The following is a 15,798-nucleotide window of genomic DNA, read 5'->3' on the forward strand; positions in this document are numbered from 1 at the left end:
TCTCGACCCCGGTTTTCTGGCTGCTCCACGGGCCAGATACCGGGCAGATGGTGGGGGCCTCGGTACAGGCCGCCACGGGGGTGGGCGCTTTGGTGTGGGCCTGGCTCTACCCGGCCGCCGAGGCACGGGACAGCGCGGTGCGGACGGGGCGGGCTGAGGCCGGCGACGGGGGGACGGCTCATACCGGCATTCGCCGTCGTGGCGCCGGAGGCAGCAGAGCAGCTCGTGTTCAGCAGAGCGGGGATGCGGTTGCCCGCGGGCAGGGAAGCAGCGCCGGTACCGGCATCGACTACACCGGCTAGGGCTGGCGTGGCTGCGGGACAACGGCGGGAGGGCGGATGAGACGGTTTCGGATGGGGCGTTCGTCAGGCGCCCTGAAGGGCACAGGCGAAACGCCACCGTCCGTCAGCGTCAGTGAGAGCGGCGATGCCACGGCCGTGGGCGGCGGCGACGCGCTGAGCGGTTACCGGGCTTTGGGGCGTCAGGCCGCGGCGAGTGGCGGGGCCGTGCGGGTGGAACGGTCGGGTGACGCAGTCGCCTTGGGCGCCCATGCGGTGGCCATCAGCGGCCATGTCAGCCAGGTGACGCTCTCCACTCCGCCGCCGAGCAGGCCGCTGGACTGGCCGATACGGTTGGGCTCGGTGCCGGTGCTCGCCTCCACGTTCCAGGCCCGGCCTGCGCTGCGGGACCGGATCGATCGTGTCAGGACCGGGCATGCCACGGTGGTACTGGCCCAGGTGTTGTCCGGCGGCGGGGGCGTAGGCAAGACCCAACTCGCCGCCGCCTACGCCCACCAGGCGCTGATGGACGGCATCGACCTGGTGCTGTGGGTCGACGCCAGTGACATCGAGCAGGTCATCGCCCGCTATGCCCACGCCGCGTACGCCGTGGAAGCGGCTTCTGATCGTCTTCTCGGCCAGAGTGCCGACTCCGACGCCGGGCTGTTCCTCCAGTGGCTGGCGACGACCCGGCGATCATGGCTGATCGTTCTCGACGACCTCACCGACCCGGAGGCGATGCAGGCGTGGTGGCCGCCGTCCTCCGCCTTAGGATCCGGTCGCGTCGTGGCAACGACCCGCCGTCACGACGCGCTGCTGTCCGGGGGCGGCCGGGCCGTGGTGGACATCGACGCCTACAGCGCCGAGGAAGCCGAGGCCTATCTGCGCGAGCGGCTCAGCGCGGCACACGCGAACCACCTCTTGGACGCACAAGTCGCCGTATTGGCCGAGGCACTGGGATTGTTGCCGCTGGCGCTGTCGCACGCAGCCGCCTACATGGTCAATGAGAACGTCGGATGCGCGGAGTACCTGCGCCGTTTCAACAGCAGTGCCACGCGTCTGGACGATCTGCTGCCGCGCAACGCGGACACCGAGGGGTACGGCCGCCAGGTGGCTGCGGCTCTCCTGCTGTCGCTGGATGTCGCGCAGGCAAGCGAGCCGGTCGGGCTGGCCATCCCGGTCATGCGCCTGGCCGCCGTTCTGGACCCGGCCGGGCACCCCCGCTCCCTGTGGACCAGCGACGCTGTCATCCACTACCTCAGCGCCCAACATCCCACAGCCGCAGACAGCGATCCCCGAGCCGTCGACCCTGCTCAAGCCCAGGCGGCGCTCCGCCTGCTGCACCGCTACGGTCTGCTCGTCGACCACGCACAGAACGGCCCCCGGGCCGTGCGTCTGCACGCCCTCACAGCACGCGCCGTACGCGAGTGCACCCCTCAGGCTGCGCTACCAGCAGTGGTGAAGGCGGCCACCAGTGGACTCATCGACCTGTGCGAAGAAGTCTCCGGGTACGACCACGAGACCAGGGCCGCACTGCACACCAACATCGACAGCCTCGCCGAGTGCGCCGGAGACCTGCTGTGGCAGGTTCGGGGCTACTACCTGTTGCGCTGGGCCGGGCACCGCCTGACCCAAGGCACGGCGGTCAGCTACTGGCAGCAGCTGATCCGCACCAGCGAACGGCTCTTTGGCCGCCCCCATCCCCTGACCCTCGCTGCACGACGAGACCTCGCCCTGGCGCTCTTCCGCCACCGCGCCAAGGAAGCCTTCGCCGTACTGCAGGAGGACTTCCCCTACCAGGACAACCGACTGGTTCTGGAGGCTCAAACGCCCGCTGCGGCCGACCCCGAGGCCGTCAACGCCATCCCCTTGGTGGAAGACACCGTCACCGCTCGCCAACAGCTGCTGGGCTGGGCGCACCCGGCAACCCTCTCGAGCCAAGCCGACCTCGCCCTGCTGCACTGGACTCACGGCAACAGGACGGCCGCCATCGAAGTACTGGAGCGCTCCCTCACCGGCTACCGGGCCACCTTCGGACCCGGCCATCCGCGCACGATCTCGGTGGGCAACCGGCTGCGCAGCTGGCGAGAACAGCACAGGAGACGCTGGTGGAGACGCACACGCCGCCCGTCCCCGCCAGCCGGGTCGGCGGAGGCGGACGGCGGCGTGACTCGGTAGCACGGCACGACCGGCATCGCGGCGAGAAGGCACGGGGCGTGGGTTGGGATCACGACCGGGTGGGGCTTTTGCGCGGCGGGTGGCACACCGGGCAGCATTTGCCGGTCCCACCGCGGCGGGAGCGCTGATCGGGGGTGGCTTTCCATCGTCCCGGACAGTCAGGCTTCGAGCAGGCCCACCGGCACAGTTTGGTGGAGCTCGGCCTGAGTTCCCTCGCGGTCAGGTCCGGTTCGTCGATCACTTCGAGGAACTCGCCGGCGATGGCAGGGTGCACGTCCTGCAGGGATTTGCCCGGCTTGGGATGCACCCTGGCGGCAACGGTGCGTCGGCGAGCGCATCGAGGGCATCCGCTCGACTGGCCTGTGCGGCGGTTTGGAGGGGCGGGGTACTCGAAGCGGCAGTGTGGTTCGGGGCACCGCCACTGGCATGTTTTGTTCGATGTCGGGAGCAGGTCGAAGGCGGTCCAGCCGGGGTGGTCGACGACCTCGATGAGTTCTTCGGCCATCGTCGGGTTGACCTCGGCGAGTGATTCACCGGGGCCGGGCCTGCTGTTTGCTGCGCCCACTCGTGCGTGACCGCACTGGCGGCAGCCGCGGCCGGCAAGTGTCCGGCTGTTCAGTATGGCCTTCCATTCGTAGCCGCAGGCCGGCTTCCGGCACCGCCACAGACACACGTCGTTGCAGCCGGGCGGCATCCGATCAGGGGCCTTCCCCGGGTTGGTGAGGTTCGCGACGAACTCCTCCTCCAAGTGGGGCGCCACGTCCACCGCCGATACCGCAGGGCCGGACACGGCCTTCTGCCACAGTTGCGCACCCTTCCTGAGCGCCGCGATGACCTCGGCCGGTGTGAGCTGTCGCCAGGAAAGGCCGCGGCGTCGCAGTACGACACCCACCGCCTCCGCCCAGTCCTCGGGGTTCACCCCCGGCCCGGCCTCATGGTGGGCCAGGCCGTGCACCGGCACGGGCGGCAGCCCGCGGCTTCGGACGCGTTCCACGTCGAGTCCGGCGGCGAGCGCTGCCGCGGTCTTCGCGGTGTCACGCTCCAGGCTTCCTGGCCTGTTGTGGGTCCATTCCGGATCCAGGTCGATGAGCAGGCCCGGGGCCGGCTCAGGCAGGTACAGGTCGAAGCGGTCCTGACGGCGCCCGGGCAGGCGGAGGCGGTGGTCCAGTTCCACGCCGAGCCCAGAGGCCGCCTCGACGAGCATAGCGACGTTGCACTCGAACGGGGAGCGGCCGTGGCCGGTGCAGTCCGAACAGCCGCGTCCATTGGTGCGGTTGGCAAGCGTCGCCGGCCAGTAATGCCCCTGCGCGCACTCCCACTCGCATAGGTCATGAGACTGCGGGCGCAGGGTGTCCGGACCACGGTCGGGGCGGCTGAGGTTGCGGCGGAACTGCCGTGCCAGCGCAGGATTCAGGTCGGCCAGCGATTCTCCCGGGCCGGGGGCCCGGTTGCGGCGCCTCCAGCACTCAGGGCACCCCGAGGGTTTGACGGTACGGGTTCGAAACTGGAACCGGGCGAGCCACTGGTGACCGCATCCTTCCGCCGAGCAGCGCCACTGGCACCGGTCCGTGGAGGACAGCGGCATGTCTTCCAGCGCCATACCCGGGCTGGACAAGTTGGACACGAACTCGCCCCTCAGCCGAGCCCGAACTGCAGCCACCTCGGTAGCACTTCGCCGTTTACCCATGACGGCAGATCCTGACAGCCGCTACCGACAACGGCCGCCCCTCGGCCCAGGCTTGTGCTGCCGGGTACCCCCACAGCAACCCTCAGGAGCCAAGTCGCGCGCCAGGGAAGCACGTTCGTACCCAGGTGATTCAGTGTAATGAGCAGAACTGCAGGTACATGCCGTGTTAAACATGCCTGTGTGCGTGTAACACGGGTGCTGATTGATGGCTTCAGAGGTTGGGGACACCTTGATGTGCGTCCCGGCAGCCATGTGTTGGTGGCGGGGGTCCCCCGCGCCGGACGCACCGACCTGATCACCGCCCTTGCCCGGGTCCTGGATCCGGATGCCGTGCGTGGCGCCGCACTGTCCGATCTGCATCAGCGGCCGGTCATCCCCGACGGCGCTGACTCTGCACCGGCTGAAGCGGGCGATGACGTGGCCGAGGGAGTTGTAGCCCCAGCCGCCGATGTCGCCAACACGGAAGACGCGGCAGAAGAGGACGCGTCCGGCGATAACAGCGCCACACCGCAAGCCCCCTCTGCGGTGCTGCAGCGGGTGGAGGCCGCCCTGGTCGAGGTGACGCTGACCGATTTCGATCCCGATGTGCAGCAGTTGCTCGATGGTGTCCTGGAGCCGTTGGAGGACTCCGGGCGCGCGAGTGAGGATCCTGATGCATCTGTGGATGCTCCGCTGTGCGCGCGGCTGGCCTATCGCCTGAGCTATGACGAGGAAGCCGAGACGCTGGAGTCGGTGGTGTACTTCCCGGCACGCAGCAACCCGGCGCTCGGCCAGTACTCCCGGGTTCCGGCCGCCACCCGGCGGATGCTGCCGGTGGTCACCCTCGATGCCGGCCAGCCTCTGCAGTTGCGCGCCGGTGCCGGTTTGCGGCGCATCCTCGACGAGCGGGACGCCAAGGCCGGCGCCGCGGCGTTTGACGCGCTGGCCCAGGCCGTCGCGGAGGCCGTGTCGGCGCTGTCGGCCAGCCCAGCCGTGGCCGAAGCCGTCAACGCGGTCCTCGCGGTCGGCGGGACAGGAGAACGGATCGGCGATGCCCCACTGACCGCGGAGCAGGTCGGCTTCCGCACCGAGGACGGGTCGGTGGCCGCACTGCTTCGGACCCTGCGCGCGGCGCTACACCTGGACGCAGGCGGCATGCTGGGGCTGGCACAGCACGGCAGCACGGTCAGCGCGGTTTTGTCGATGGCCGAGGCGATGCTGCTGGCCACCGTACCCGGAGCCGTGGTTCTCGCCGACGACTTCGGCGACCAACTGGACGCTCCGGCGACCGAACATCTGGCGGCCCTGCTGCGCGCCCGCTCCGGACAGGTATGGCTGTCCACCCGGCGGCCGGAAGCCGCCCGGGCCTTCGAGCCCACCGAGGTCATCCGGCTGGTGCGGCACGGTGGTGTCCGCTCCCACCACCAGCTGACCAAGATCATGGACCGCAAAGCGCTAGTCGCCATGCGACAGTGGCACACTCAGCTGCTGGCCGCGCTGACCGCTCCCACGGTCGCCATCACGGAAGGCCCGCACGACGTGGCCGTACTAAGCATGGTCGACCGCCGCAGGCCCCCCTCCTTCCTCCCTCTGTCCGCTCACGGAGTGCGCCTGGTCGCCTCCGGCACCGGAGGCGAGGGGGGCATCAGCCAGATCCCCCGCGTCGCCAACCTTGCACGCCAGCTGGGCTTCCGCGTCCTGGCAGTGATCGACCGCGACAAGGACAACACCCAGACCAGCGACGAACTCGCCAAAGTCCAGGCTGCTTGCGATGCGGTGGTGCGGCTACCTCCCGGAGCCATCGAGCAAGCCATTACCGCAGGCCTCCCGCTGCAGGCACTCGCCGACGCCAGCGCCACGCTCACCGAGTACGGCATCCCTGACCCCATGTGCGGCCAGCTCACCGAAGCCGCAGTGACCAACCTGTGCAAAGTGATCCACAAACAGGGCCTGCACGAGCAGTTCCTGGAAGCCCTCTATGCCGAGCCCAACGCACCGCACCCGCCGGTGCTCTCCATCACGCTGGCCCTCCTGGAACTGGCCGCCGCCCCCACCTACAGCGGGGAAGGTCTGATCGATGTCCCTGCCGTGTCCCGGCCGGCAGGCGCCTGATGGCCTATCAGGCACGCGCAGACCAGCGCGCAGTGATCGAGAGCGTTGCGCCGGTACTGGTGGTCAGCGGCGGCGCCGGCACGGGCAAGACCACAACCGCGGTGGCTGCGGCCCGCGCCCATCTGGAAGCTGCCGACGAGAAACTGCTGCTGCTGCGGCAGGAAGCGTTTCGGCGCGGGGAACGTGCACAGCTGCCCGCTGCGACACGCGTGTTGTTTCTTTCCTTCTCGCGCACTGCCGTTGCTCAGATCATCGACCGTGCCGCGAGCGTCATCGGAGAGCTGCGACCGCGCCTGGAAGTGTCCACCTTCCACGGCTTCGCCTGGAGGGTCATCACAGGCTTCGGTGCGCATCACGGCTTTCCGCCTCCGCAGAGCGTGCTCAGTCAGGCCAACCAGACCGTGCCCGGGGCCCCTCCCGGGCTGACGTACAGCCAGCTGATGCCAGCCGCCTGCCGGCTGCTGGCCCTGGAGAAGGTCCGCGACCACTACGCCGGGCGCTACAGCCTCGTCATCTGTGACGAGTTCCAGGACACCGACGCCACCGAGTGGGCCTTCCTGCAGCAGATCGCCCCCGAAGCGCGTCGCATCTTGTTGGGCGACGTCAACCAGAGCATTTACGAGGGCTCATTCAAACCCGGCGTGAATCCCACAGCCAGAATCGCGGACGCCATGGCCCTGCCCGGTGCCCGCCGGATCGACCTGCAGGCTGCCAGCTACCGTGACCCCTCCGGTGTGCTGCCCGCCGCCGCGGAGGCCGCCCGTGAGCGCCGCTTCACCGACCCCGCCCTTCGCGTAGCAGCCCAGCAGGGCCGCCTCGCCGTCACACGGATCACGGATGGCACCGGCTACGCGCAGGTCATCGAACTCGGCCGGGCCGCCCGCCAGAAGAGGCACACCGTCAGCATCTTCACCCACGGCAATATCGCCACCACCTCCCTGTCAGACGCCCTGACTGCGGCCGGCCTGGTCCACGAGCAGGTCGGCTTCACCGAGGCCCACGCGGAAGCACTGTCCGCCCAACTCGCCCTCCTCCAGTTCGCGCTCGGGCAGAAAGGCACCCAGGTGCGGCGGGCACTTGCCGTGTTCGTCACCGCTTGCCTGCGCGGCCGCGGACTCTCCGATCTCGCACGGCAAATGCTGGACAAATCCAACCCCGCACTGGAACGTGCCTTGCGGGCACTCGCGCAGGATCTACGCTCGGCGGGGACCGGCCCGAACGCCGACATCGACCGCCTCGCCGACATCGTCACCGGCGCCTACGCACGCATCGGAACCTTCCGCGGCCAGGAAGCCTGGCTCCAGGCCGCTCCTACCACGCGCCGCGCGCTGCGCCTGCTCAAGCAAGACCAGAGCATCACAGCGGTGGCCGAGGAACTCCACCACGCCCGCGACGAGACCCTGGTAGGCGACACCCGGCCACGCCCGCGACCGGTGCAAGTGATGAACCTCCACCAGACCAAGGGACGCGAAGCCGACACCACCATCCTGCTGCTGGCAGACGACGAGTACTACGGACCCGAAGGCGAACCGTTTCCCAACGGCTCACGACTGCTCTACGTCGTCATGACCCGCGCCCGCCACCGGGCGCACTTGGTCGTCCCGACCAACTCCCACCCTCTGTGGGCGCCCCTCATCGCCGCGCTGGAATAGCTTCCCCCGCCACGCCTCAGTCGCCGGCCAGCGTGACGGCCAGGAACAGCATTTCCTGACCAAGCAGCGCACCGGGAGAGCGGACACCCCACGCGACGACGACCCTCATTGCACCGCCTCAGTGTTGCGACCACCTCTCGAACCCAAGTTGGCAAGTGGGGCCGCAGACGGCTGTCAAGGCCACCTGAGAGCGAGCACAGAGCCCTCTCGAAAGGCTGTCTCATTCAAGACGCTGCGCTACAGGTGAAGACCCCACAACATCAGTGAGACCTCACACCTGGCCATGCCGCCCCCACGGTGCACGAAGAGCAAGGGGACACGGCTGTCGATCTCGAACCGAGGTCGCCTTTGTCGAGGCGGGCGGCCCTCAGCCCGTGGGCGCGTCTTCCGAAGACGTGCGGTGACATGTGCTTGTTTCAGACGAAAAGGCCACGGGGCAAGAGGAAGTGGCGGGCGCTGACCGACCCGCCCCGGTGGGCTTTCCACGGTGAGGGGAGACATGTCCCAGAGTTGGAAGATCACAGTCATTGTGGCGGCCGCGGTGGGGGTTGTCTCGACACCGTTGATCTGGCTGCTGGACAGTCCGGATGCGGGCCAGATGGCCGGGGCTTCCGTGCAGGCTGCCGCGGGCATCGCGGCCCTGGTTTGGGCGGTGTTCCAGCACCCGGGAAACCGTACGGATGATGCGGCGGTGCGGACCGGGCAGGCACGTGCGAGCCGAGGAGGCAGGGCCGTCACGGGCATCTGGCGGCCGCGGCGTTTTCGGGGCAGCGGACCGGCCAGGGCGGCAAGAACCGGGAATGCCATCGCCGACGGTGAAGGCAGCCATAGCGTCAGCGGCATTGACTACAGCGACTGATGCAGGGCCAGAAGGTACCGGGGGAACGGTTGCATGACGCAAGCAGACAGGCGTGGGGAGGATCCCGGCGCGGATACGGATGGCGCCAGGGTCACTGTAAACGACACCGGGAACGCCTCATCCACAGCCGGGGCCAGAGCGATAACTGGCTATCTCGGGCCGGTGCCGGAAGCCGGTGCCGCTGGTGACGTGCAAATATCCGGGACGGGGACTGCGACGGCATCCGAAGGCGGGACCGCCATCAGCGGCTATATCCATCACCTCAGCATCGGCCCGGGCGGGACGATCATCACCGGGCATTTGCCTGCACAGATTGACCCGGCACTGTCCGGGCTGCCGTCGGCCTCACCGACCTTTACAGGCCGCGAAGATGATGTGCAGCGGCTGCTGGGGTTGCTGGGCCCCCACCGAGGCCACGAGCAGGTGATGGTGGCGTCGATCGTGGGGCTAGCGGGCGTCGGCAAGACCGAACTTGCTTTGCAGACCGCCCAGCGCGCTCTGAGGGAGCCTGAATGGTTCCCCGGCGGAGTGCTCTTTCGTAACTTGCACGGATACGACCCAGACCGCCGTGTGGCCCCCGACGCGGCACTGGACAGTCTGCTGCGCGCCCTCGGCATCCCGAGCGAGCACATACCAGGTGACCTCGACGGCCGGGCCGCGCTGTACCGGTCGGTGCTGAGCGCGTACGCCCGCCACAACCGCCGGATCCTGGTGATCCTCGACAATGCCGCGACCGTGGAGCAGGTCCAACTACTCATACCCTCAGACGGCAGCACTGCGCTGCTGATCACTTCGCGTCACAACCTGGCTGTCGGGAAACGCGTTGAGCTCAACGTGCTTGCGCCCGAGGCCGCCGTCGACCTGATGCGCAACTCCTTGCAGCAGGTGCACGACGCGAGCGACGCCCGCTTCGACCAAGACCCGCATGAGGCGCTGCAGATCGCCCGCCTGTGCGGGTTCCTGCCCCTTGCCCTGCAAATCGCCGCCGCTCTGCTCGCCGACGCCCCCAGTCGTCCTCTTGCTTCCCTGAGCCAGTCGCTGTCGGACGTCCATCACCGACTGGACCAACTCACACGCGAAGACCGCGCTGTCCGCGCTGCCTTGGACCTGTCCTACGCAAATTTGAGCCAGGCTCAAGCCAGGATGTTCCGGCTTCTCGCCCTCAACCCTGGCCCGGATCTGTCAACCGAGACAGCCGCCCACCTGGCCGATGCCCACCCCCTGCGCACGCAGCAACTCTTGCAGGATCTCGCCCGCGCCCATTTGGTCGAACTCGGAGCTATTTGGGGACGCTGGCGCTTGCATGACTTGGTACGGCTCTACGCCAGCGAATGTGCCGCAAAGGAGCCCACGAAAGCGGAGGACGTCCGGCGCCTTCTCACCTACTACCTGGAACGCGTAACGAGAGCAAACGAGTATGTACTCGATCTGGCAGAGCCAGCGCCCAGCGGCTTCCACGATCGACCCGAAGCGCTCGCATGGCTGGACGCGGAACGAGACAACCTGCTCGCCGCAGCAGACCTGGCAGAGACCACCGGACACACCGAAATCGCCCATGCCTTGCCCATGGCCTTGGAGGACTATCTCTCTACGCACGACTACCAGGAGGAATGGCGCGCAAGTGCGGTCCTCGCCATCCGGGCTGCGCACAGCTTGGGCGACAAGCGCGCTGAGGCCCGCGCCGGCGTGTCACTCAGCGACGCACTGCGCGCCCTCAATGCCCCTGCCGTAGCCATCGCCGTAGCACGCAAAGCTGCGGAGATTTTCCGCAGCCAGGGCGACCAACCCGGCGAAGGCATGGCGCTGCGTGCACTCGCCTCGGCATTAGGCGACGCGGGCCGCCACGAGGAGTCGGTTCGGATGTCCGAGAAAGCCATCCCTCTGCTGCAGCACGGGCCCAACCGGCACATCGCGGCGGTGGCTCTCATGGATTATGGCGTTCACCTGATCGATGCCGAGAGATACAGCGAGGCTACCGACACCTTGCGGGAAGCTCTGGCGGTGCTGTCTCAGACCAGCCGGAGCGTGGAATCACTGGCGCTGAGGAACCTCGCTGGGGCACTTGACGGTGTCGGTCGACGTGGCGAAGCCATCGGTACCCTCCAACAGGCCTTGGCGCGTGCTCCCGAAGAGGGCGGACGCTGGGACACCATTAATGCGGCGGAAGCGTCGTTCTTCCTGGGAACCCTTCTTGAGGAGGACGAGCAGCACCCTCAAGCAAGCCAGGCATTCCAGCAGGCGGCCGAGCTCTCCGAGAAGGCGGGGAACGGCAGTCGGGCAGCGCAAGCGCTCACGGCTCTGGCGGCGTCTCTGATGGCTCAAGAGCGCCATGAGGAGGCGGCCGACGCTCTCCACGCAGCTGTCACCCTCACCCGTCGTGCAACCGAGGCCACCGGTGACGCCTTTGGACCAGAGGTGGCGGAGCTGCTGATGATCCTTAGTACACCGTTGGTCAAGCTGCGGCGCTTTGATGACGCCGTCAGCTCCCTCCGGGAGGCTCTTGCCATTCTCCGTCGGCTGACCGCGGAGGATCCCCACACCCACGAATCAGGCCTTGCTCCAACGCTCGAGGTGCTGAGCCGCGTGCTGTCACAGGATGACGACCAGTTGCCGGCCACACTGGAGGCGGAGGCAGAGGCGGTCGAAATCAACGCATCCATCGTGCGCTTCCATTACCTCAGGGCGACACGCCAGTCCCGTCTGGGCCCGGACCACCCCGACACCCTGAGAGCCCGGCACAACCTTGCCTCTTTCCGGGGGGAGGCGGGCGATCCAGCAGGGGCAGCGGCCGCGTTCATGGCGCTTCTCGCCGACCGGGAGCGTGCGCTCGGCCCGGACCACCCCCACACCCTCGCCACGCGGGGTGAGCTTGAGTACTGGTGCAGTGAGGCAGGCGATCAGGCTGGGGCCATCACCGGATTTACCCAACTTCTCGCAGATCAGGAGCGGGTGCTCGGCTCGGACCACCCGGACACGCTCATCACCCGATACAACCTCGCCTGGTGTCGAGGCGAGGCGGGCGACCCAACAGGAGCCATCACCGGATTTGCTCAACTTCTCGCAGATCAGGAGCGGGTGCTCGGCCCGGACCACCTGGACACGCTCATCACCCGACATAACCTCGCCTGGTGTCGAGGCGAGGCGGGCGACCCAACAGGAGCCATCACCGGGTTTACCCAACTTCTCGCAGATCAGGAGCGGGTGCTCGGCCCGGACCACCCCCATACGCTGGAAGCCAGACACCACCTCGCGCACTGGCAGCAAAGAGCAGAGCGAGAAGACGAACACGGTGCCACGTAGCGGTCGGGGAATAGGCGCAACTCGGCATGCGTCCGACACGGTTTCCTGACGCCCTGTGCACGTCAGGCTCGTCCTCTCACCGCCCCGCCCTGCCGGCCGATCCGGTCCACGACGTCTTCGCAGACGGGGACGCAGTCACCACAGGAGCGGCTTGCACAGCTTCTTCCCAGACCGTGTGCCCCCAGGAGGACCTGGTGTTGCAAAATGCGGGCGTTTCCTGGATCCCCGCCCCTTGAGCCCCTGCCCCCTGCGCTGAACAGCACCGTACAGACCACGTTCGATCTCAGCGGCTGCAATCCGACCTGCCTCAGCGCCACCTGGTTCCCATCTCGACGGCGGCGCATTGGCGTTCTCACAACATCTGCGGCAGTCTCAATCAGCCTGCAGGACCGCAGTTCAGGTGTACTTTCCTCCCTCGCACCGCTTCTCAAGACTGTCTCAGCACATCTGCGGGATCACAGGTCACAGCCACACGGATACCGCAGCATCGATGAGACCTCACACCCGCGAGTGAGGCGGACGACCTGGTGACCGCGCTGGAGGCCGGGGCGGTCGCCGGGGCGCAGTGCCAGGTGGTGGAGCTGGACGGCGTGGCGCCGGCCTCTCGGGGTTCGCTGTTCGCGGACGGCTGGGATGACGGTGTGAGGCCCTGGTGGGCATCGCAGACCGGGAGTGGTCCCGGCGCGGCGGCCAGTCGGCCGGGGCCGCTGAACTGGCCGTACACATCGCGGACGTGAGGCAGCGTGAGCGGGCGGACCTGGTGAGGCTGGAGAAGTTCGTCCGGGAGAGCGTGCTGCCGCGCACCCACCCGCACACCACGGCGCGGCGGGTGCTGGAGGCGCTGGACGAGGCCAGCGGTCTGTGCACGGCCAGGACGCGGAACGCGGACGGAGACGTCATCCTCTGCACGCTCGATGCCAGGCACTACGACCCGGACGACAAGCCGCCCTTCAAGGACGGAAAGCACAGCGGCTGGCACAAGGCGGATGCGTCGATCTGGAACGACCTGGGCGCGGCCTGCATTCCGCACGCAGCCCTCTGAAAACCACAGGAACTGACCGCTCGGGGAGGCAAGGAAATGTCAGCGATTCAGCTCAAGGAACACCAGGTAGATCAGCGCTCCGCGTTTCGCAGGTGGGTGGGATTCCCTGCAAGGTCATCTGTGCCCCCGCAGGGTGCCCGGGGCACGATCGTGTCAGCGACCGGCTCGGGCAAGACGATCACGGCCGCTGCGTGCGCGCTGGAGTCGTTCGCGGGCGGCCGGATCCTCGTGACCGTGCCCACCCTGGACCTGCTCGCGCAGACCGCCCAGGCGTGGCGGCTGGTGGGCCACCGGGCCCCGATGGTGGCGGTGTGCTCGCTGGAGAACGACCCGGGGCTGAAGGAGCTGGGCGTTCGTACCACCACCAACCCGATCCAGCTCGCCCTGTGGGCGGGGTCCGGGCCGGTGGTCGTGTTCGCCACGTACGCCTCCCTCGTGGACCGCGAGGACATCGACGCACGTGAGGGCCAGCGGAAGGTTCGCGGGCCGCTGGAGGCCGCTCTGGCGGGCGGAGACCGGTTGTACGGCCAGCGCATGACCGGGTTCGACCTCGCGATCGTCGATGAGGCACACGGCACCGCTGGTGATCTTGGGCGGCCGTGGGCGGCGATCCACGACAACGCCCGCATCCCGGCGGACTTCCGGCTCTACCTGACCGCGACGCCGCGCATCCTCGCCGCGGCCCGGCCGCAGAAGGGCGCGGAGGGCCAGGAGGCGGAGATCGCGTCGATGGCCGATGACCCGGAGGGCACATACGGCGCGTGGCTCGCGGAGCTCGGGCTGTCGGAGGCGATCGAGCGGGAGATCCTCGCGGGGTTCGAGATCGACGTGCTGGAGATCCGCGACCCCTCCCCCGTTCTGGGGGAGTCGGAGGAGGCACAGCGCGGCCGGCGCTTGGCGCTCCTGCAGACCGCGCTCCTGGAGCACGCCGCCGCGTACAACCTCCGCACGGTCATGACGTTCCACCAGAAGGTCGAGGAAGCCGCCGCGTTCGCGGAGAAGCTGCCGGAGACCGCTGCCGAGCTGTACGTCAACGACGCCACCGACGACGACCTGGCCGCCGCCGACAAGCTGCCGAAGTCCTCCATCGACGCGGAGTTCTACGAACTCGAGGCCGGCCGCCACGTCCCGCCGGACCGCGTGTGGTCGGCGTGGCTGTGCGGCGATCACCTCGTGACCGAGCGGCGCGAGGTCATCAGGCAGTTCGCCAACGGCATCGACGCCGCCGGTCGCCGGGTGCACCGCGCCTTCCTCGCCAGCGTTCGCGTGCTCGGTGAGGGCGTGGACATCACCGGCGAGCGGGGAGTCGAGGCCGTCTGCTTCGCGGACACCCGCGGCTCGCAGGTGGAGATCGTGCAGAACATCGGCCGCGCGCTCCGGCTCAACAAGGACGGCAGCACGAAGGTGGCCAGGATCATCGTGCCGGTGTTCCTGGAGCCCGGTGAGGACCCGACCGACATGGTCGCCTCCGCGAGCTTCAAGCCGCTCGTGGCCGTGCTCCAGGGCCTGCGCTGCCACGATGAGCGCCTGGTCGAGCAGCTCGCCTCCCGCGCCCTCACCAGCGGCAAGCGCAAGGTCCACGTCCGGCGTGACGAGAACGGGCAGATCGTCGGGGTCGGCGGCGAGAGCGACGGCGAGGACCAGGAGGACGACACGCAGGCCGCCGCCGAAGCAGCCCTGCTCCACTTTTCCAGCCCGCGCGACGCGGCGACCATCGCGGCCTTCCTGCGCACCCGGGTCTACCGGCCAGAGTCCCTGGTCTGGCTGGAGGGCTACCAGGCCCTCATCCGCTGGCGGAAGGAGAACGAGATCACCGGCCTGTACGCCGTGCCCTACGACGTTGAGGTCGAGGTCGGTGTGACAAAGGCTTTTCCGCTTGGGAGGTGGGTCCACCAGCAGAGGAAGGCACTGCGGGCCGGGGAGCTGGAGCCACGGCGCAAGGAGCTGCTGGACGCACCCGAGGCCGGGATGGTGTGGGAGCCCGGTGAAGAGGCGTGGGAGGCCAAGCTCGCCGCGCTCCGGTCCTACCGGCGGGCCACCGGGCACCTCGCGCCGCGTCAGGACGCGGTGTGGGGCGAGGGCGAGGCGATGGTGCCCGTCGGGCAGCACATGGCCAACCTCCGGCGGAAGGGCGCGAAGAACGGTCTGGGCAAAGACCCGGAGCGGGCCGCCGTACGCGCCGCGCAGCTCACCGCGATCGACCCCGACTGGGACTGCCCGTGGCCGCTCGACTGGCAACGCCACTACCGGGTGCTCGCCGACCTCGTCGACGCCGACGGCAGCCTGCCCGACATCCATCCGGGCGTGCTGTTCGACGGCGACGACATCGGGCGGTGGCTGGAGCGGCAGAAGCAACCGGACACCTGGGCGCAGCTGTCCACCGAACAGCAGGAACGCCTGTCCCAGCTGGGCATCAAAGCCACTGCGGCACCGTCTCCCGCCCTGGCAGCCAGGGGTGCGACGAAAGGCCCGAGCAAGGCCCAGCAGGCGTTCCAACGCGGCCTGACAGCCCTCGCGCAGTGGGTGGAACGGGAAGGCGCCCACCGGCCGGTACCGCGCGGAGCCAGCGTGCAGATCACCGTCGACGGAGAGACGGAACCGGTGACCGTCAAGCTGGGCGTATGGATCTCCAACACTAAATCGAGGCGCGACAAACTCAGCGCCGACCAACTCGCCGCGCTCCGGGAACTGGGCATCGAATGGGCATAGCG

General features: G+C 68.5%; 8 protein-coding genes. 7 read left to right on the top strand and 1 reads right to left on the bottom strand.

Going from position 1 to position 15,798, the window contains the following annotated elements; translation table 11 throughout:
* The first annotated feature begins 353 nt into the window (after positions 1-353).
* On the top strand, positions 354-2,456 hold the full coding sequence (locus ACIREI_RS26785; protein WP_403337627.1) for a tetratricopeptide repeat protein: 2,103 nt from the start codon (positions 354-356) through the stop codon (positions 2,454-2,456).
* 49 nt (positions 2,457-2,505) lie between these two features.
* Here ACIREI_RS26785 and ACIREI_RS26790 read toward each other — a convergent pair whose 3' ends face one another.
* Positions 2,506-4,080: a zinc-ribbon domain-containing protein gene (locus ACIREI_RS26790; RefSeq protein ID WP_403337630.1), complete on the bottom strand. Its 1,575-nt coding sequence runs from the start codon at positions 4,078-4,080 to the stop codon at positions 2,506-2,508.
* A gap of 243 nt (positions 4,081-4,323) precedes the next feature.
* Here ACIREI_RS26790 and ACIREI_RS26795 point away from each other — a divergent pair, with 243 nt between their 5' ends.
* The 6 genes from ACIREI_RS26795 to ACIREI_RS26820 all read left to right on the top strand — a co-directional run bounded on the left by ACIREI_RS26795 (position 4,324) and on the right by ACIREI_RS26820 (position 15,796).
* Positions 4,324-6,234, top strand: a complete 1,911-nt coding sequence (locus ACIREI_RS26795; RefSeq protein WP_403337632.1) for a hypothetical protein — start codon at positions 4,324-4,326, stop codon at positions 6,232-6,234.
* Positions 6,234-7,886: a UvrD-helicase domain-containing protein gene (locus ACIREI_RS26800; protein ID WP_403337635.1), complete on the top strand. Its 1,653-nt coding sequence runs from the start codon at positions 6,234-6,236 to the stop codon at positions 7,884-7,886. Before ACIREI_RS26795 ends, ACIREI_RS26800 begins: the two co-directional genes overlap by 1 nt.
* Positions 7,887-8,385: 499 nt before the next feature.
* Complete coding sequence (locus tag ACIREI_RS26805; protein WP_403337637.1) at positions 8,386-8,745, top strand: hypothetical protein; 360 nt, start codon at positions 8,386-8,388, stop codon at positions 8,743-8,745.
* 33 nt (positions 8,746-8,778) lie between these two features.
* Positions 8,779-12,045: a tetratricopeptide repeat protein gene (locus ACIREI_RS26810; protein WP_403337640.1), complete on the top strand. Its 3,267-nt coding sequence runs from the start codon at positions 8,779-8,781 to the stop codon at positions 12,043-12,045.
* A 652-nt stretch (positions 12,046-12,697) separates the two neighbouring features.
* Positions 12,698-13,087: a hypothetical protein gene (locus tag ACIREI_RS26815; RefSeq protein WP_403337642.1), complete on the top strand. Its 390-nt coding sequence runs from the start codon at positions 12,698-12,700 to the stop codon at positions 13,085-13,087.
* Between the two features lie 36 nt (positions 13,088-13,123).
* Complete coding sequence (locus ACIREI_RS26820) at positions 13,124-15,796, top strand: Helicase associated domain protein (RefSeq protein WP_403337644.1); 2,673 nt, start codon at positions 13,124-13,126, stop codon at positions 15,794-15,796.
* Positions 15,797-15,798: the final 2 nt, after the last annotated feature.

It is taken from the genome of Streptomyces sp. NPDC093591 (genome assembly GCF_044764885.1).
In the GTDB taxonomy this organism is placed as follows: domain Bacteria; phylum Actinomycetota; class Actinomycetes; order Streptomycetales; family Streptomycetaceae; genus Streptomyces.